The organism is Streptomyces sp. NPDC002125 (genome assembly GCF_053593715.1).
In genome coordinates this window covers 38,777-55,636 of record NZ_JBSFDD010000001.1, presented here as the reverse complement: position 1 = coordinate 55,636, position 16,860 = coordinate 38,777, and the positions used below count along the sequence as shown (strand labels likewise).

The following is a 16,860-nucleotide window of genomic DNA, read 5'->3' as shown; positions in this document are numbered from 1 at the left end:
CAATGGGGGTCATGAGCGACAGCCCCGCACCCCTCGCCGATCCGCATCGTGTCTTCGACGCGGCGGTAGGCCGCCGGGATCTGGTGATCCTCGGCTCCACCGGCTCCATCGGCACCCAGGCCATCGACCTGGTCCTGCGCAACCCCGGCCGCTTCCGCGTCACCGCGCTCTCCGCCGCGGGCGGCAGGGTCCAGCTCCTCGCCGAGCAGGCGCGGCAGCTGCGGGTGCGCACGGTCGCCGTCGCCGACGCGGACAAGGTGCCGGCGCTGCGGGAGGCTCTGCGCGAGGTCTACGGGGCGGGGGAGCCGCTCCCGGAGATCCTGGCCGGCCCCGATGCCGCCACGGAGCTCGCCGCGAGCGACTGCCACACCGTGCTGAACGGGATCACCGGCTCCATCGGCCTCGCCCCCACGCTCGCCGCGCTCAAGGCCGGCCGCACACTCGCCCTGGCCAACAAGGAGTCGCTGATCGTCGGCGGCCCGCTGGTGAAGGCCGTCGCCGCCCCCGGCCAGATCATCCCGGTCGACTCCGAGCACGCCGCGCTCTTCCAGGCGCTCGCCGCCGGGACACGCGCCGACGTCCGCAAGCTCGTCGTGACCGCGTCCGGAGGCCCGTTCCGCGGACGTACGCGCGGCGAGCTCGCCGACGTCACCCGGGAGCAGGCACTCGCGCACCCGACCTGGGCCATGGGACCGGTCATCACGGTCAACTCCGCGACCCTGGTCAACAAGGGGCTGGAGGTCATCGAGGCACACCTTCTCTACGACATCCCGTTCGACCGGATCGAGGTCGTGGTCCACCCCCAGTCGTACGTTCACTCCATGGTGGAGTTCACCGACGGCTCCACCCTCGCCCAGGCGACCCCGCCCGACATGCGGGGCCCCATCGCCATCGGTCTCGGCTGGCCCGAGAGGATCCCGGACGCGGCCCCCGCCTTCGACTGGACCACCGCCTCCAGCTGGGAGTTCTTCCCGCTCGACACCGAGGCCTTCCCCTCCGTCGGGCTCGCCCGCCATGTGGGCACGCTGGGCGGCACGGCACCCGCCGTGTTCAACGCGGCCAACGAGGAGTGCGTGGACGCGTTCCTGGCGGGCCGCCTGCCCTTCAACGGCATCATGGATACGGTCACAGCGGTGGTGGCCGAACACGGCACCCCCGCCACGGGAACTTCGCTGACGGTCGCGGACGTCCTCGAAGCGGAGGCCTGGGCGCGGTCCAGGGCCCGGGAGCTCTCGGCGGAAGCGACAGCGGAGGCGCACGTATGAGTACGACGACGATTCTGATGACGATCCTGGGGATCGCCATCTTCGCCGTGGGTCTGCTGTTCTCGATCGCCTGGCACGAACTGGGCCACCTGTCCACGGCCAAGCTCTTCGGCATCCGGGTGCCCCAGTACATGGTCGGCTTCGGCCCGACGATCTGGTCGCGCAAGAAGGGCGACACCGAGTACGGCATCAAGGCCATCCCCGCGGGCGGCTACATCCGCATGATCGGCATGTTCCCGCCGGGGCCCGACGGCCGGATCGAAGCGCGTTCCACCTCTCCCTGGCGCGGCATGATCGAGGACGCCAGGTCCGCGGCCTTCGAGGAGCTCGAACCGGGCGACGAGACGCGGCTCTTCTACACGCGCAAGCCGTGGAAGCGCGTGATCGTGATGTTCGCCGGGCCCTTCATGAACCTCGTGCTCGCCGTCGCGATCTTCATGGGCGTGGCCATGACCTTCGGCTTCCAGACGCAGACCACCGAGGTCGCGGGCGTCCAGCAGTGCGTGATCGCGCAGAGCGAGAACCGCGACACCTGCAAGACCTCCGACCCGGTCTCGCCCGCCAAGGCGGCGGGGCTCAAGGAGGGCGACACGATCGTCGCCTTCAACGGGCAGAAGATCGACGACTGGGCCACGCTCTCGGACCAGATCCGCAGGACGATCGGTCCCGCCACCATCACGGTGCAGCGCGACGGCCAGGAACAGACCCTGAACGCCGTGCTGAAGAAGAACGCCGTCGCCAAGAAGGACGCCGACGGCGAGGTCGTCCCCGATCAGTACGTCAACGCGGGATATCTCGGTTTCGCGGCCAGGACGGAGATCCTGCCGCTCTCCTTCGGCGACTCGGTCGTCCGCATGGGAGACATGATCGAGAACGGCGTCGACTCGATCATCGCCCTGCCCTCCAAGATCCCCGACCTGTTCGACGCGGCGTTCGGCGACGGCGAGCGGGCCGACGACTCACCGGTCGGCGTGGTCGGCGCGGCACGGATCGGCGGCGAGGTGATGAACCTCGACGTCCCGGCGCAGAACCAGATCGCGATGATGCTGTTCCTGCTGGCCGGCTTCAACCTCTCCCTGTTCCTCTTCAACATGCTGCCCCTGCTGCCGCTGGACGGCGGGCACATCGCGGGCGCGCTCTGGGAATCCCTGCGCCGCAATGTGGCCAAGGTCTTCAGACGGCCCGACCCCGGACCCTTCGACGTGGCGAAGCTCATGCCCGTCGCCTATGTGGTCGCCGGGATCTTCATCTGCTTCACGCTGCTGGTGCTGGTCGCCGACATCGTGAACCCGGTGAAGATCACCTGACGTCCCACCCGTCCCATGGGTGGCGGCCGGCCACACAGGCGGTGTCCGGCCGCCCACCAACGGGCGTTTTGGCGGCACGGGTGCGGCCCGTCCGGCTCCGGTGCCGTAACCTCGAAGCCTGGAGTCCGCCGTTCTCGGTACCTCGATCCACACTGATCCACACCTTGGGGATGCTCAGCGCATGACTGCGATTTCTCTCGGAATGCCTGCCGTTCCGACCAAGCTCGCCGAACGACGCGTCAGCCGTCAGATCCAGGTCGGCACCGTGGCGGTCGGCGGGGACGCGCCCGTGTCGGTGCAGTCGATGACGACGACGCGTACGTCGGACATCGGTGCGACGTTGCAGCAGATCGCGGAGCTGACGGCGTCGGGCTGTCAGATCGTGCGGGTGGCGTGTCCGACGCAGGACGACGCGGACGCGCTGGCGACGATCGCGCGGAAGTCGCAGATCCCGGTGATCGCGGACATTCATTTCCAGCCGAAGTACGTGTTCGCGGCGATCGACGCGGGCTGTGCGGCGGTGCGGGTGAATCCGGGCAACATCAAGCAGTTCGACGACAAGGTCAAGGAGATCGCGAAGGCCGCGGGTGACGCGGGTACTCCGATCCGGATCGGTGTGAACGCGGGTTCGCTGGACGCGCGGCTGCTGAAGAAGTACGGCAAGGCGACGCCGGAGGCGCTCGTGGAGTCGGCGCTGTGGGAGGCGTCGCTGTTCGAGGAGCACGGTTTCCGGGACATCAAGATCTCGGTGAAGCACAACGACCCGGTCGTGATGGTGAACGCCTACCGTCAGCTGGCCGCGCAGTCGGATTATCCGCTGCACCTGGGTGTGACGGAGGCGGGTCCGGCGTTCCAGGGCACGATCAAGTCCGCGGTGGCGTTCGGCGCGCTGCTCTCGGAGGGCATCGGGGACACGATCCGTGTCTCGCTGTCGGCGCCTCCGGCGGAGGAGGTCAAGGTCGGCCTGCAGATCCTGGAGGCGCTGAACCTGAAGCAGCGCCGCCTGGAGATCGTGTCCTGCCCGTCGTGCGGGCGTGCGCAGGTGGACGTCTACAAGCTCGCGGACCAGGTCAGTGCCGGTCTCGAAGGCATGGAGGTCCCGCTGCGCGTCGCGGTCATGGGCTGCGTCGTGAACGGTCCGGGTGAGGCCCGTGAGGCCGACCTCGGTGTCGCGTCGGGCAACGGCAAGGGACAGATCTTCGTGAAGGGCGAGGTCATCAAGACCGTCCCCGAGTCGAAGATCGTGGAGACCCTCATCGAGGAAGCGATGAAGATCGCCGAGCAGATGGAGAAGGACGGCATCCCCTCGGGCGAGCCCCAGGTCTCCATCGCGGGCTGAGCCCCCGGCCGGACCCCGGGCCCACGGCCCACAGTGCCCCGCAGGCCTGCCCTGCGGGGCACAGCCGTGTCCCCTGCGGCCCTCCCTTCCCCGTGCGAGGGGCACCCCACAGCCTTCTTGGGTACAGTGCGGAAACCAGTAGACCGTTTGGTGAGGCCCCAGTGTTGATGCAGACCACTACCCGGGTCCTCGAACCCGGCGAGCTCCCCGCCGCGCTCGCCATCCTCGAGAGCGAGCCCGTGGACAACGCGTTCGTGACCTCCCGTGTGCAGGTCGCAGGGCTCGATCCCTGGCGCCTCGGCGGCGAGATGTGGGGCTGGTACGCCGACGGCCGACTGCGCTCGCTCTGCTACTCCGGCGCCAATCTCGTGCCCATCTGCGCCACCCCCGAGGCCGTCAGGGCCTTCGCCGACCGCGCCCGGAGGGCCGGCCGCCGCTGCTCCTCGATCGTCGGCCCCGCGGGCCCCACCGCCCAGCTGTGGCGCCTGCTCGAACCGAGCTGGGGCCCCGCCCGCGAGGTCCGGCCCAACCAGCCGCTCATGGTCACCGAGGCCCCCTCCGCAGAGGTGGCGGCCGACCCGCTCGTGCGCAGGGTCCGCAAGGACGAGATGGACGTCCTCATGCCCGCCTGCGTCTCCATGTTCACCGAGGAGGTCGGCATCTCCCCGCTGGCCGGCGACGGCGGTCTGCTCTACCAGGCGCGCGTCGCCGAACTCATCGGCACCGGCCGCTCCTTCGCCCGCATAGAGAACGGCAAGGTCCTCTTCAAGGCGGAGATCGGCGCCGCCACCCCCCGCGCCTGCCAGATCCAGGGCGTCTGGGTCGCCCCCGAGGCCCGGGGCCGCGGCCTCTCCGAGACCGGCATGGCGGCCGTCCTGCGGTACGCCCTCCAGGACGTCGCACCGGTCGTCAGCCTCTACGTGAACGACTACAACACCGCCGCGCGCAGGGCGTACAGCCGTGTCGGCTTCCGCGAGACGGGCGCGTTCATGAGCGTGCTGTTCTGACCGGACGGCACGGCCAGTAGGGTTCCGGCATGGCAGCAGCAACGCCCGCGTCCCCCTGGGGCTCCGGGACCCCCGACATCGTGGTCGGACCGCTCGACCTCGCCGCCCACGTCGACGAGGCGCTCGCCGTGCAGGCCCTCGCCTTCGGCCTCAGCCAGGACGAGATCGACGTACGCCGCCATATCGTGCTCCGGCACCTGGACCACCCGCAGGCCCGCGCCCTCGGCGCCGTCGCCGCCGACGGACGGCTCGCGGGATTCGTCTACGGGCTGCCGAACAGCCGTACGCACTGGTGGTCCACCGTCGTCGAGCCCTATCTGCGTGCCACCGGGTCCGACGCGTGGCTCGACGACTCGTTCGTGATCACCGAGCTCCACGTCCACCCGGAGTTCCAGCAGCGCGGCATCGGCCGCTGCCTCATCACGAGCATCACGGACGCCGTCGACCAGCCGCGTTCCATCCTCTCCGCGATCGACACCGAGAGCCCCGCCCGGGGCCTCTACCGGGCCCTCGGCTACCGGGACCTCGCCCGGCAGGTGCTGTTCCCCAGCGCCCCCAAGCCGTACGCGGTCATGGGCGCGCCCCTCCCGCTGCTGCGCGGCTGACGAAACGGATTTCCGCCCGCGCGGGCCGCCCGGCTAACCTCGGGCTCACCACCCTTCCGAGCAGGAGTTCATCATGGCCCAGGTCCAGCGCATGTCCCGATTGATGATCAAGACACTGCGCGACGACCCGGCGGACGCCGAGACGCTCAACCACAAGCTCCTCGTCCGCGCCGGTTACGTACGCCGCACCGCGGCCGGCATCTGGTCCTGGCTGCCGCTCGGCAAGAAGGTCCTGGAGAACATCACCCGCGTCGTCCGCGAGGAGATGGACGCCATCGGCGGCCAGGAGGTCCTGCTCCCCGCGCTCCTGCCCAAGGAGGCGTACGAGGCGAGCGGCCGTTACGACGAGTACGGCGACCTGCTGTTCCGCCTCAAGGACCGCAAGGGTGCCGACTACCTCCTCGGCCCCACCCACGAGGAGATCTTCACCCAGGTCGTCAAGGACATGTGCTCGTCCTACAAGGACCTGCCCGTGATCCTCTACCAGATCCAGACCAAGTACCGCGACGAGGCCCGCCCCCGCGCCGGTGTGCTGCGCGGCCGCGAGTTCCAGATGAAGGACTCGTACTCCTTCGACACCACCGACGAGGGCCTGGCCGAGGCGTACCAGCTGCACCGCGCCGCCTACATCCGGATCTTCGAGCGCCTCGGCCTCGACCACCGCATCGTCTCCGCCGTCTCCGGCGCCATGGGCGGCTCCGCGTCCGAGGAGTTCCTCGCCCCCGCGCCCGCCGGTGAGGACACCTTCGTCGACTGCCCGAACTGCGACTACGCCGCCAACACGGAGGCCGTGACGTACAAGGTCACGACCGTCGCCGACGCCTCCGGGACCGCCGCCGTCGAGGAGCTGGACACCCCCGACACCCCGACGATCGAGTCCCTCGCCGCGCACCTCGGCGTCGAGGCCTCCGCCACCCTGAAGAACCTGCTGGTCAAGGTCGACGGCGAGATCGTGGCCGTGGGAGTGCCCGGCGACCGCGAGGTCGACCTCGGCAAGCTCGGCGAGCACCTCGCCCCCGCGGTCGTCGAACTCGTCACCGCCGAGGACTTCGTGGGCCGCCCCGACCTCGTACGCGGCTACGTCGGCCCGCAGGGCCTGGAGAAGGTCCGCTACATCGCCGACCCCCGGGTCTCCGCGGGCACCGCGTGGATCACCGGCGCCAACAAGGAGGGCAAGCACGCGAAGAACGTCGTCGCGGGCCGCGACTTCGAGGTCGACGACTACCTCGACGTCGTCGTCGTCGAGGCGGGCGACCCCTGCCCCAACTGCGGCACCGGCCTCCAGGTGGACCGGGCCATCGAGATCGGCCACATCTTCCAGCTCGGCCGCAAGTACGCCGACATCTTCTCCCTGGACGTCCTCGGCCAGCAGGGCAAGCCCGTCCGAGTCACGATGGGCTCGTACGGCATCGGCGTCTCCCGCGCGGTGGCCGCCCTCGCCGAGCAGACCGCCGACGACAAGGGCCTGTGCTGGCCCCGCGAGATCGCCCCGGCCGATGTGCACGTCGTCGCGGCGGGCAAGGCGCTCCAGACCGAGCTGGCGCTGGAGGTCTCCGAGAAGCTGAACGCGGCGGGCCTGCGGGTCCTGGTCGACGACCGCGCGGGCGTCTCGCCCGGCGTCAAGTTCACCGACTCCGAGCTCATCGGCGTCCCGAAGATCCTGGTCGCCGGCCGCCGTTCGGCCGAGGGCGTCCTGGAGCTGAAGGACCGCCGCACGGGCGAGCGCGAGGAGCTCACCGTCGACGAGGCCATCGCCCGCCTCACCGAGCAGGGCTGACACCGCCGGACAGCACGCCGAGGGTCCCGCGCAGCCGCGCGGGGCCCTCGGCGTGCTGTGGGGCCGGTCCGGACCGGGCGCGGACCGGCGCGCGGTGCCGTGGCGGGACAGCCCTCAGAGCCAGCCCGCGAACTCCAGCGACAGTTCGCCGTCCTGCGTGCGTCCCACCGACAGCGCGCGCGTGCCGGACTCGACGGCCCGGAACAGCGTCCAGCCGCGCAGCCGCGCCTGGTCCACCTCCAGCGAGTCGGCCAGCTTCTTGATCCGGCGACGGGCCGTCGCGGCCCCTCCGGGCGAGGCGATCAGGTCCTCGACCCGGTCACGCACCAGCCGCGCCAGGTCGTACGCCCGCTCGCCGGTCAGCGGCTCGGGACCGACCGCCAGCCACGGGGCACGCTCGCCCGACAGCACCTTGCTCTGCCGGAAGTTGCCGTGCAGCAGGAAGAGTTCGGGGGAGTCCGCGACCAGCTCCTCGCGGGCGGCGAGGGCCGCCGAGACCAGCGGTTCGAGCGCGGGGTCCCGCACCGCGGCGGCCCGCATCGGCTCCAGCTGCCGTCCGGTGCGCTCCTCGACGGTCTCGAAGGAGTGCCCGGCCAGCGGCTCGACCCAGAGCCGCCGTACCGTGCCCGCCGCCTCCAGCAGGGCCTTCGCCTCGGGGAGGGAGCGCAGCGACACCTCCTGGTGCAGCCGCTCCAGCAGCAGCGCGTCGGCGGGCACCGGGGCGTCCGGGCCGGCTAGGAGCTCGACGGCACCCCAGCCGTTCCAGTGCGCGAGGGCCGCCCGCTCCAGCGCGGGCGCGGCCCCGGGAGGAGCGATCTTCAGCACCGCGGGTGTGCCGTCCGCCCGGTGCACCAGCAGCACGAGGCTGCTGCGCCCGCCGGGGGCGGCCACCCGGTCGAGGGAGACCCGCTGGCCGGCTGCGGACAGCGCTTCCTCGGTGAGTGCGGGGAGCCTGCCCAGCCATTCGGCGGCGGCGGCTTCCCCGTACGTCTCGCCGAGCGCTCGCACCAGACGCTGCGGCGGTTCGAAACCCATACGTGCCTTGTTCCCTTTCAGAGCTTCCTCAGTGCGTGACACCCGTGGCGCCTGCCTCCGCCGTGTTCTCCGGCGGAGCGGCCCTCTCGGTGAGCCCAGGAAAGGCTACGCCGGTGCCGCGCCAGCGGACCGCGCGCACCGCTGCCTCCCGGAGCGCGCCCGCGGCATCCTGCCGCAGCGGCCCCCGGGCGGCCCGCACGAGGTCGGAGTACACGGCCGCGACCCGGTCCTCCAGCACAGCGGCGAGCCGCAGAGCGGTCGCCGGGTCGTGCACGGCGAAGGGCAGAGCGTACGCCGGGTGCGCTGCCACGGGCGTACCGCCCAGGTCGCGCACCGTCCGCGCCAGCGCGTCGCGCCGGGCACGGTGGGCGTCGGACGCGGCCGTCGCGTCGCGGCGGCGGTCGCCCTCCAGCCGGCCGCCGAGCGTGCCGTAGCCGTACACGGCCGCGTGCTCGGCGGCGAGCGCCGCCTGCGCGGCGCGCAGCGTCCCCGCGGTGCCTTCGGCGTCGGACTCCTGTGCCCTGCCCGTCATGCCGGGGTCTCCTTGGCCAGTTCGGTCAGCAGATACGCGTGGGCCGCGCCGGCCGCGGCGAGGGAGGCCAGCAGCCTGGCCAGCTCGGGTTCGGCCGTCACCAGGGCGGCGGCGCGGGCGCCGGCCACCCGGCGCTCCTCGGCCGCCAGTTCCTTGAGCGCCGCCTTCGCGTCGGAGGCGGGAGCCGGTGCGGCGGGGGAGGACGCGGCGGGGGAGGGCGAGCCGCCCTGCGCCTTCGGCCGTCCGCCGAGCGCCGCCAGGTGCTGCTGGACGGTGGCCCGCAGGGGCGCGAGCCCGGGCTCCGTCACCGGGTGGGCAGCCGCGGCCTGTTCGTAGCGGGAGAGCAGCGAGACGCTGGCGCGGGCGGCTGCCGCCCTCAGCGCCGCGCTCCCGCCGAGCGAGGCCGTCCGGGCGTCCGCGCCCCCGGAGTCACGCCCCGGGGCCGGTCCGTCGCCCCCGCAGCCTGTGAGTACCGCGGCCAGGCCGAACGCTCCCGTGGCGGTGAGCGCACTCCTGCGCGTCGTCCCCGTGCGGCGCACTTGTCTCCTTCAGCCTGGTTTTTGACAGTTTCTGACCTGAAGTGATCGCCGGAGCTGAGCGTACCCGCGGCCGGGCGGGAGGCGGACGGCAACACCCCTGCGGACCGGATACCCTTTGACCAGACACGCGACGATCCCCACAACAGCACACGCGGCCGAGGAGTCACCCGGATGAGCACCACCCAGAGCGACAGGCTGCGCGGACTGCTGGAGCCACTCGTCAGCGCCAAGGAGCTGGACCTCGAGGAGATCGAGGTGTCCCGGGCGGGCCGCCGCCGGGTGCTGCGGGTCATCGTGGATTCCGAGGACGGCGTGGAGCTCGACACCTGTGCGGAGCTCAGCCGCACGATCTCGGAGACGCTGGACGAGACCGACGCCATGGGTGAGGGCGAGTACGTCCTCGAAGTGAGCTCTCCGGGCGCCGACCGCCCGTTGACCGAGCACCGCCACTACGTACGCGCGACCGGCCGTCTGGCCAGACTCACCCTGAGCGAGGGCGGCGAGCTGGTGGCCCGCATCCTCGGGGTGGACGACGAGGGGCTCGATCTCGAAGTGCCGGGCGTCAAGGGCCGCAAGCCCACGGCGCGCCGTGTCGCGTTCGACGAGATCGCCAAGGCGCGCGTGGAGATCGAATTCAACCGCAAGGACAAGAAGGAAGAGGAGGCGTAGCCGTGGACATCGATGTGAAGCTTCTGAAGGGCTTGGCGCAGGACAAGGAGATCCCCTTCGACGTGCTCGTCGGGGCGATCGAGTCGGCCCTCCTCATCGCGTACCACCGCACCGAGGGCAGCCACCGCCGTGCGCGCGTCGAGCTGGACGCCAACGGCCACGTCACGGTGTGGGCGAAGGAGGAGGCGGCCGACCTCGAGGAGGGCCAGGAGCCCAAGGAGTTCGACGACACCCCGTCCGGCTTCGGCCGTATCGCCGCGACCACCGCCAAGCAGGTCATCCTGCAGCGCCTGCGCGACGCCGAGGACGACCGGACGTTCGGCGAGTACGCCGGACACGAGGGTGACGTCGTCACCGGCCTCGTCCAGCAGGGCAAGGACCCGAAGAACGTCCTGGTCGACATCGGCAAGCTGGAAGCGATCCTGCCCGTGCAGGAGCAGGTGCCGGGCGAGGAGTACACCCACGGCCTGCGGCTGCGCACCTACGTCGTCCGGGTGGCCAAGGGCGTCCGCGGCCCCTCCGTGACGCTCTCGCGCACCCACCCCAACCTCGTGAAGAAGCTCTTCGCGCTGGAGGTCCCGGAGATCGCCGACGGCTCGGTCGTCATCGAGGCCATCGCCCGCGAGGCGGGACACCGGACCAAGATCGCCGTGCGCTCCACCCGCGCCGGGCTCAACCCCAAGGGCGCCTGCATCGGCCCAATGGGCAGCCGTGTGCGCAACGTCATGGCCGAGCTGCACGGAGAGAAGATCGACATCGTGGACTGGTCGGACGACCCGGCCGAGATGGTCGCCAACGCGCTGTCACCCGCACGGGTGAGCAAGGTCGAGGTCGTGGACCTCGGTACGCGTTCCGCGCGGGTGACCGTGCCGGACTACCAGCTGTCGCTGGCGATCGGCAAGGAGGGGCAGAACGCCCGCCTGGCCGCCCGGCTCACCGGCTGGCGCATCGACATCCGTCCGGACACCGAGACCGACGCCGAGCGCGACATCGCCGACCGTGAGCGCGCCGAGCGCGCCCGGGAGCGGTCCGAGCGCGGCTGACCGGACCCGTCCGGGCCGCTCAGGCGGCCAGGACGGGGTACGAAGGAATAGATCGAGGCGCGATGCCGCTGAGATCACGACAACATCCGTTCGATTTTTGCCCCAAAGGGGTGAGGTCGGTGCGGGGAGGTAGACTTAAACGTGTCTGGCCGGACGCACGCCCGCGCTTGCCCCGAGCGAACCTGTGTGGGATGCCGGGAGCGGGCGGCCAAGAGCGAGCTGCTGCGCATCGTGGTGGACGAGGGTGAAGTTGTCCCTGATCCACGCGGTACGCTGCCCGGCCGGGGTGCGTATGTTCACCCCGCCTCTGTATGTCTCGACCTGGCGGTCCGCCGCCGGGCGTTCCCCCGGGCCTTCAAGGCCAAGGGGCCGTTCGACTCCGCCGCACTGCAGCGGTTCGTCGAACGGGTGACACCGTAAGAAAGTGAACGGCACGGGTCCCCGTGCGGTCAGGTACCTCGCGAGTTGGAAGTAGGTCGAGATTGCGATGAGCACTCGATGAGTACGCGATGAGTACGCCCATGAAGTAGCGACGGTCCGGCGGTAACCCGGACCTAAAAGGAGCGAAGTGGCTAAGGTCCGGGTATACGAACTCGCCAAGGAGTTCGGCGTGGAGAGCAAGGTCGTCATGGCCAAGCTCCAAGAACTCGGTGAATTCGTCCGTTCGGCGTCCTCGACGATCGAGGCGCCGGTTGTACGCAAATTGACTGACGCACTGCAGGGGCCCGGCGGCAACGCCGGCAAGTCCGCTGCGAAGCCTGGCGCGCCTCGTAAGGCCGCCCCCGCAAAGCCCGCGGCGCCGTCTCCGGCCGCCGCGGCACGTCCCGCTGCCCCGAAGCCCGGCGCCCCGGCCCCCAAGCCGGCCGCTGCCGAGGCCCCGGCGAGCAGCGCCCCCGCGGCGCCCTCCGCGCCGTCGGCCGGCCCCCGTCCGGGCCCCAAGCCCGCGCCGAAGCCCGCCCCGGTCACCCCGGTGCCCGCCGCGGAGTTCTCGGCTCCGGCCCCGGCCCAGCAGCCGGCCGCGCCCCAGCAGGCCCCGCGTCCCGCGGGTGCCACCCCGGGTCCCCGCCCCGCCCGTCCGGCTCCGGCCGGCGGTCAGCGTGACGGTGGCCGCGGTGGCGAGCGTGGCGGCGAGCGCGGCGGAGACCGTCCCGCACGTCCCGCGGGCCAGGGCGCACCCCGCCCCGGCGGCGCACGTCCGGCCGGTCCCCGTCCGGGCAACAACCCCTTCACCTCCGGCGGCTCCACCGGCATGGCGCGCCCCCAGGCGCCCCGTCCCGGCGGTGCCCCGCGCCCCGGCGGCGGTCAGGAGCGCCCCGGCGCCCCGCGCCCGCAGGGTGGTCCCGGTGGCGCCCCGCGTCCCCAGGGCCAGGGTGGCGCACGCCCCTCCCCGGGCGGCATGCCCCGTCCGCAGGCTCCCCGTCCGGGCGGTGCCCCTTCGGGTAACCGTCCGAACCCGGGCATGATGCCGCAGCGTCCCGCTGCCGGCCCGCGTCCCGGTGGTGGCCCCGGCGGCGGTGGCCGCGGTCCCGGTGGCGGCGGCGGTCGTCCCGGTGGCGGCGGTCGTCCCGGTGGTGGCGGCTTCGCAGGCCGTCCGGCCGGTCCCGGCGGTGGCGGTGGCGGCTTCGCCGGCCGTCCCGGTGGTCCCGGTGGCGGTGGCGGCGCGGGCCGTCCCGGTGGTGGCGGCGGCTTCGGCGGCCGTCCCGGCTTCGGTGGACGTCCCGGCGGCCCGGGTGCCCGTGGTGGCACACAGGGTGCGTTCGGCCGTCCCGGTGGTCCCGCGCGTCGTGGCCGCAAGTCGAAGCGTCAGAGGCGCCAGGAGTACGAGGCCATGCAGGCCCCGTCGGTGGGCGGCGTCATGCTGCCTCGCGGCAACGGGCAGGCTGTCCGGCTGTCGCGCGGTGCGTCCCTGACCGACTTCGCGGAGAAGATCAACGCCAACCCGGCGTCGCTCGTCGCCGTGATGATGAACCTCGGCGAGATGGTCACCGCCACGCAGTCGGTCTCCGACGAGACGCTGAAGCTCCTCGCCGAGGAGATGAACTACGTCCTGGAGATCGTCAGCCCGGAGGAGGAGGACCGCGAGCTGCTCGAGTCCTTCGACATCGAGTTCGGCGAGGACGAGGGCGGCGAAGAGGCCCTGGTCTCCCGTCCGCCGGTCGTGACCGTCATGGGTCACGTCGACCACGGTAAGACCCGACTGCTGGACGCGATCCGCAAGACGAACGTCGTCGCGGGCGAGGCCGGCGGCATCACGCAGCACATCGGTGCGTACCAGGTCTCCTCCGAGGTCAACGGCGAGGACCGCCGCATCACCTTCATCGACACCCCGGGTCACGAGGCGTTCACCGCCATGCGTGCCCGTGGTGCGAAGTCCACCGACATCGCGATCCTCGTGGTGGCGGCGAACGACGGTGTGATGCCCCAGACGATCGAGGCGCTGAACCACGCCAAGGCGGCCGAGGTGCCGATCGTGGTCGCGGTCAACAAGATCGACGTCGAGGGTGCCGACCCGACCAAGGTGCGCGGTCAGCTCACCGAGTTCGGTCTGGTGGCCGAGGAGTACGGCGGCGACACGATGTTCGTCGACATCTCCGCCAAGCAGGGCCTCAACATCGAGGCACTGCTGGAGGCCGTCGTCCTCACCGCCGACGCCTCGCTCGACCTGCGGGCCAACCCGGAGCAGGACGCGCAGGGTATCGCGATCGAGTCCCACCTCGACCGCGGCCGCGGTGCCGTCTCGACCGTCCTTGTCCAGCGCGGAACGCTGCGCATCGGCGACACGATGGTCGTCGGCGACGCGTACGGCCGTGTCCGGGCGATGCTCGACGACAACGGCAACAACGTCCAGGAAGCGGGTCCCTCGACCCCCGTCCTGGTGCTGGGTCTCACCAACGTCCCGGGTGCCGGCGACAACTTCCTGGTGGTCGACGAGGACCGTACGGCCCGTCAGATCGCCGAGAAGCGTGCCGCCCGTGAGCGCAACGCCAACTTCGCCCGCAAGGGTGTCCGGTTCTCCCTGGAGAACCTGGACGAGGCGCTCAAGGCCGGTCTGGTCCAGGAGCTCAACCTCATCATCAAGGGCGACGCGTCCGGTTCGGTGGAGGCTCTCGAGTCCTCGCTGCTCCAGCTCGACGTCGGTGAAGAGGTCGACATCCGGGTCCTGCACCGCGGTGTGGGTGCGGTCACCGAGTCGGACATCAACCTGGCGACCGGCTCCGACGCCATCGTGATCGGCTTCAACGTGCGCGCCGCAGGGCGTGCCGAGCAGATGGCCGAGCGCGAGGGCGTGGACGTCCGGTACTACTCGGTCATCTACCAGGCGATCGAAGAGATCGAAGCGGCCCTCAAGGGCATGCTCAAGCCGGAGTACGAAGAGGTCGAGCTCGGCACGGCGGAGATCCGCGAGATCTTCCGCTCGTCCAAGCTGGGCAACATCGCCGGTGTGCTGGTCCGCTCCGGCGAGGTCAAGCGCAACACCAAGGCGCGCCTGCTGCGCGATGGCAAGGTCATCGCGGAGAACCTCAACATCTCCGGTCTGCGTCGCTTCAAGGACGACGTCACCGAGATCCGCGAAGGCTTCGAGGGCGGTATCAACCTCGGAAACTTCAACGACATCAAGATCGACGACGTCATCGCGACGTACGAGATGCGCGAGAAGCCGCGAGGCTGATCAACGGGGAGGCCCGGGGGGCGACCCCCGGGCTGACCTCCACGGTCGGGGCCGGTCGACGGGTCGTATTTCCGTCGATCGGCCCCGGCCGTTCCGTGTACGGTTCTGGGTGTCCCCGCCAAGCGATGGCGGGGCGCGACCCCGAACCGGCGGGACATCCGGACACACATGTATGTGGGGACTCTGTCCTTCGATCTGCTCCTCGGCGACGTACGGTCGCTGAAGGAGAAACGCTCCGTCGTCCGCCCGATCGTCGCCGAGCTCCACCGCAAGTTCGCGGTGAGTGTCGCGGAGACCGGCGGGCAGGACCTCTACCGCAGGGCCCAGATCGGTCTTGCCGTGGTCTCCGGGGACACCGGGCACCTCACAGACGTACTCGACCGGTGCGAACGCATGATCGCGGGCCGGCCGGAAGTGGAGCTGCTGTCCGTACGACGGCGGCTGCACAGCGACGAAGACGATTGAGCAAGGCTTAAGAAGGAGACGGACCAGTGGCCGACAACGCGCGGGCGAAGAAGCTGGCGGACCTCATCCAGGTGGTGGTCGCCGAGAAACTGCAGCGCGGTATCAAGGACCCGCGTCTGGGCACGCACGTGACCATCACGGACACCCGGGTCACCGGCGACCTGCGGGAGGCCACGGTCTTCTACACGGTCTACGGCGACGACGAGGAGCGGGCCAGCGCGGCCGCGGGCCTGGAGAGCGCCAAGGGCATCCTGCGGTCGGCGGTCGGCGCCGCGGCGGGGACGAAGTTCACCCCGACCCTGGCCTTCGTGGCCGACGCCCTCCCGGACAACGCCAAGGCGATCGAGGACCTGCTCGACCGGGCACGTGCCTCGGACGCCAAGGTCCGGGAGGCATCCTCCGGCGCGAAGTACGCCGGGGAAGCGGACCCGTACCGCAAGCCGGAGGACGAGAACGCCGAGAACGACGAGGACTCGCCTTCCGCATGACGCAGAACAAGCAGGACAGGACGCCGGACGGACTTGTCATCGTCGACAAGCCGTCCGGCTTCACTTCGCACGACGTCGTGGCGAAGATGCGCGGCATCGCCCGGACCCGGCGGGTGGGCCACGCCGGCACGCTGGACCCCATGGCGACCGGCGTGCTGGTGCTCGGTGTCGAGCGGGCGACCAAGCTGCTCGGCCATCTCGCACTGACCGAGAAGGAGTACCTGGGGACGATCCGGCTCGGCCAGGACACCGTCACCGACGACGCGGAGGGCGAGATCACCTCGTCCACCGACGCCTCGGGGGTGACCCGCGAGGGCATCGACGCCGGGGTGGCCGCCCTGACCGGTGCGATCATGCAGGTGCCGTCCAAGGTCAGCGCCATCAAGATCGACGGCAAGCGGTCCTACGCCCGGGTGCGCGGCGGCGAGGAGTTCGAGATCCCGGCCCGTCCGGTGACCATCTCGTCCTTCCGGGTCTACGACGTCCGTGAGGCGGTCGCCGAGGACGGCACCCCGGTCGTCGACCTGGTCGTCTCGGTCGTGTGCTCCTCGGGTACGTACATCCGCGCCCTGGCCCGCGATCTCGGCGCCGGGCTCGGCGTCGGCGGTCATCTGACGGCGCTGCGGCGCACCCGCGTCGGCCCGTACGGTCTCGACGCGGCGCGCACCCTCGACCAGCACCAGGAGGAGCTCACCGTGATGCCGGTCGCCGAGGCGGCCGCGTCGGCGTTCCCCCGCTGGGACGTGGACGAGAAGCGCGCCAAGCTGCTGCTGAACGGCGTGCGGCTGGACATGCCGTCGTATCCGCCGGGGCCGGTCGGGGTCTTCGGGCCCGACGGGGCGTTCCTGGTGCTCGTCGAGGAGCAGAAGGGCAAGGCCAGGAGCCTCGCCGTCTTCGCCTGACGAGGGCTCCGCGCCCTCGTCGGGTCCGAGGACGGGAGGCGTCGGCCCCTTGGAGAGCCCTCGGCCTCTCTCCGCCGACGCGTCCGCTCCGGAGAGAGTCCCTCGGCCTCTCTCCGCCGGCCGGCCTTCGTCCGCCGAGCCCCATCGTGGAGCGGGCATTCCCCCCGGCGCCCGCTCCACGATCCCCCTCCCGCGACCATCCCTGTCCAGGCGAACC

General features: G+C 71.3%; 16 protein-coding genes. 13 read left to right on the top strand and 3 right to left on the bottom strand.

Going from position 1 to position 16,860, the window contains the following annotated elements; translation table 11 throughout:
- The first annotated feature begins 2 nt into the window (after positions 1 to 2).
- From dxr to ACWCQM_RS00200, 6 genes are all read left to right on the top strand, one after another.
- Positions 3 to 1,265 (top strand): 1-deoxy-D-xylulose-5-phosphate reductoisomerase, encoded by a 1,263-nt coding sequence (dxr, locus tag ACWCQM_RS00225; protein ID WP_450913162.1) that lies wholly within the window; start codon positions 3 to 5, stop codon positions 1,263 to 1,265.
- Positions 1,262 to 2,572: a M50 family metallopeptidase gene (locus ACWCQM_RS00220; protein ID WP_450913161.1), complete on the top strand. Its 1,311-nt coding sequence runs from the start codon at positions 1,262 to 1,264 to the stop codon at positions 2,570 to 2,572. The genes dxr and ACWCQM_RS00220 overlap by 4 nt, the downstream gene beginning before the upstream one ends.
- Positions 2,573 to 2,753: 181 nt before the next feature.
- Positions 2,754 to 3,911: a flavodoxin-dependent (E)-4-hydroxy-3-methylbut-2-enyl-diphosphate synthase gene (gene ispG / locus ACWCQM_RS00215; RefSeq protein WP_073745822.1), complete on the top strand. Its 1,158-nt coding sequence runs from the start codon at positions 2,754 to 2,756 to the stop codon at positions 3,909 to 3,911.
- Between the two features lie 161 nt (positions 3,912 to 4,072).
- Positions 4,073 to 4,918 carry a GNAT family N-acetyltransferase gene (locus ACWCQM_RS00210; protein WP_450913160.1) on the top strand — a complete coding sequence of 282 codons (846 nt, stop codon included), beginning with the start codon at positions 4,073 to 4,075 and terminating at the stop codon, positions 4,916 to 4,918.
- 29 nt (positions 4,919 to 4,947) lie between these two features.
- On the top strand, positions 4,948 to 5,523 hold the full coding sequence (locus ACWCQM_RS00205) for a GNAT family N-acetyltransferase (protein WP_267080055.1): 576 nt from the start codon (positions 4,948 to 4,950) through the stop codon (positions 5,521 to 5,523).
- A 73-nt stretch (positions 5,524 to 5,596) separates the two neighbouring features.
- The gene (locus ACWCQM_RS00200) at positions 5,597 to 7,300 is read left to right on the top strand and encodes a proline--tRNA ligase (RefSeq protein WP_450913159.1); all 1,704 of its coding nucleotides are present in this window, start codon (positions 5,597 to 5,599) and stop codon (positions 7,298 to 7,300) included.
- Positions 7,301 to 7,414: 114 nt separating this feature from the next.
- Here the strand turns inward: ACWCQM_RS00200 and ACWCQM_RS00195 are convergent, their stop codons facing one another.
- The 3 genes from ACWCQM_RS00195 to ACWCQM_RS00185 are packed head-to-tail and all read right to left on the bottom strand — an operon-like array spanning position 7,415 to position 9,406.
- The gene (locus ACWCQM_RS00195; protein ID WP_450913158.1) at positions 7,415 to 8,335 is read right to left on the bottom strand and encodes an aminoglycoside phosphotransferase family protein; all 921 of its coding nucleotides are present in this window, start codon (positions 8,333 to 8,335) and stop codon (positions 7,415 to 7,417) included.
- 28 nt (positions 8,336 to 8,363) lie between these two features.
- Positions 8,364 to 8,867 (bottom strand): ferritin-like domain-containing protein, encoded by a 504-nt coding sequence (locus tag ACWCQM_RS00190; RefSeq protein WP_450913157.1) that lies wholly within the window; start codon positions 8,865 to 8,867, stop codon positions 8,364 to 8,366.
- On the bottom strand, positions 8,864 to 9,406 hold the full coding sequence (locus ACWCQM_RS00185; RefSeq protein WP_450913156.1) for a hypothetical protein: 543 nt from the start codon (positions 9,404 to 9,406) through the stop codon (positions 8,864 to 8,866). The genes ACWCQM_RS00190 and ACWCQM_RS00185 overlap by 4 nt, the downstream gene beginning before the upstream one ends.
- A 171-nt stretch (positions 9,407 to 9,577) precedes the next feature.
- On the opposite strand from ACWCQM_RS00185, the gene rimP reads away from it, so the two are divergent.
- The 7 genes from rimP to truB all read left to right on the top strand — a co-directional run bounded on the left by rimP (position 9,578) and on the right by truB (position 16,643).
- Positions 9,578 to 10,075 (top strand): ribosome maturation factor RimP, encoded by a 498-nt coding sequence (gene rimP, locus ACWCQM_RS00180; protein ID WP_450913155.1) that lies wholly within the window; start codon positions 9,578 to 9,580, stop codon positions 10,073 to 10,075.
- Positions 10,076 to 10,077: 2 nt separating this feature from the next.
- Positions 10,078 to 11,118, top strand: a complete 1,041-nt coding sequence (gene nusA / locus ACWCQM_RS00175) for a transcription termination factor NusA (protein ID WP_073745830.1) — start codon at positions 10,078 to 10,080, stop codon at positions 11,116 to 11,118.
- A 141-nt stretch (positions 11,119 to 11,259) separates the two neighbouring features.
- Positions 11,260 to 11,538 (top strand): YlxR family protein, encoded by a 279-nt coding sequence (locus tag ACWCQM_RS00170; RefSeq protein WP_014153747.1) that lies wholly within the window; start codon positions 11,260 to 11,262, stop codon positions 11,536 to 11,538.
- A 148-nt stretch (positions 11,539 to 11,686) separates the two neighbouring features.
- Positions 11,687 to 14,788 (top strand): translation initiation factor IF-2, encoded by a 3,102-nt coding sequence (infB, locus tag ACWCQM_RS00165; RefSeq protein ID WP_450913154.1) that lies wholly within the window; start codon positions 11,687 to 11,689, stop codon positions 14,786 to 14,788.
- A 168-nt stretch (positions 14,789 to 14,956) separates the two neighbouring features.
- Positions 14,957 to 15,253: a DUF503 domain-containing protein gene (locus ACWCQM_RS00160; RefSeq protein WP_073745832.1), complete on the top strand. Its 297-nt coding sequence runs from the start codon at positions 14,957 to 14,959 to the stop codon at positions 15,251 to 15,253.
- A gap of 26 nt (positions 15,254 to 15,279) precedes the next feature.
- Positions 15,280 to 15,741, top strand: a complete 462-nt coding sequence (rbfA, locus tag ACWCQM_RS00155; protein WP_450913153.1) for a 30S ribosome-binding factor RbfA — start codon at positions 15,280 to 15,282, stop codon at positions 15,739 to 15,741.
- A complete protein-coding gene (gene truB / locus ACWCQM_RS00150) occupies positions 15,738 to 16,643 on the top strand; it encodes a tRNA pseudouridine(55) synthase TruB (RefSeq protein ID WP_073745834.1) in 906 nt (301 codons plus the stop codon). The genes rbfA and truB overlap by 4 nt, the downstream gene beginning before the upstream one ends.
- Positions 16,644 to 16,860: the final 217 nt, after the last annotated feature.

Bases quoted from the DNA above. Each gene is read 5' to 3' on its own strand.
- ACWCQM_RS00160 (WP_073745832.1), top strand. From the start codon at position 14,957: ATGTATGTGGGGACTCTGTCCTTCGATCTGCTCCTCGGCGACGTACGG.
- rimP (WP_450913155.1), top strand. From the start codon at position 9,578: ATGAGCACCACCCAGAGCGACAGGCTGCGCGGACTGCTGGAGCCACTC.
- truB (WP_073745834.1), top strand. From the start codon at position 15,738: ATGACGCAGAACAAGCAGGACAGGACGCCGGACGGACTTGTCATCGTC.
- ACWCQM_RS00195 (WP_450913158.1), bottom strand. From the start codon at position 8,335: ATGGGTTTCGAACCGCCGCAGCGTCTGGTGCGAGCGCTCGGCGAGACG.
- ACWCQM_RS00200 (WP_450913159.1), top strand. From the start codon at position 5,597: ATGGCCCAGGTCCAGCGCATGTCCCGATTGATGATCAAGACACTGCGC.
- ispG (WP_073745822.1), top strand. From the start codon at position 2,754: ATGACTGCGATTTCTCTCGGAATGCCTGCCGTTCCGACCAAGCTCGCC.
- dxr (WP_450913162.1), top strand. From the start codon at position 3: ATGGGGGTCATGAGCGACAGCCCCGCACCCCTCGCCGATCCGCATCGT.
- ACWCQM_RS00190 (WP_450913157.1), bottom strand. From the start codon at position 8,867: ATGACGGGCAGGGCACAGGAGTCCGACGCCGAAGGCACCGCGGGGACG.
- ACWCQM_RS00220 (WP_450913161.1), top strand. From the start codon at position 1,262: ATGAGTACGACGACGATTCTGATGACGATCCTGGGGATCGCCATCTTC.
- ACWCQM_RS00205 (WP_267080055.1), top strand. From the start codon at position 4,948: ATGGCAGCAGCAACGCCCGCGTCCCCCTGGGGCTCCGGGACCCCCGAC.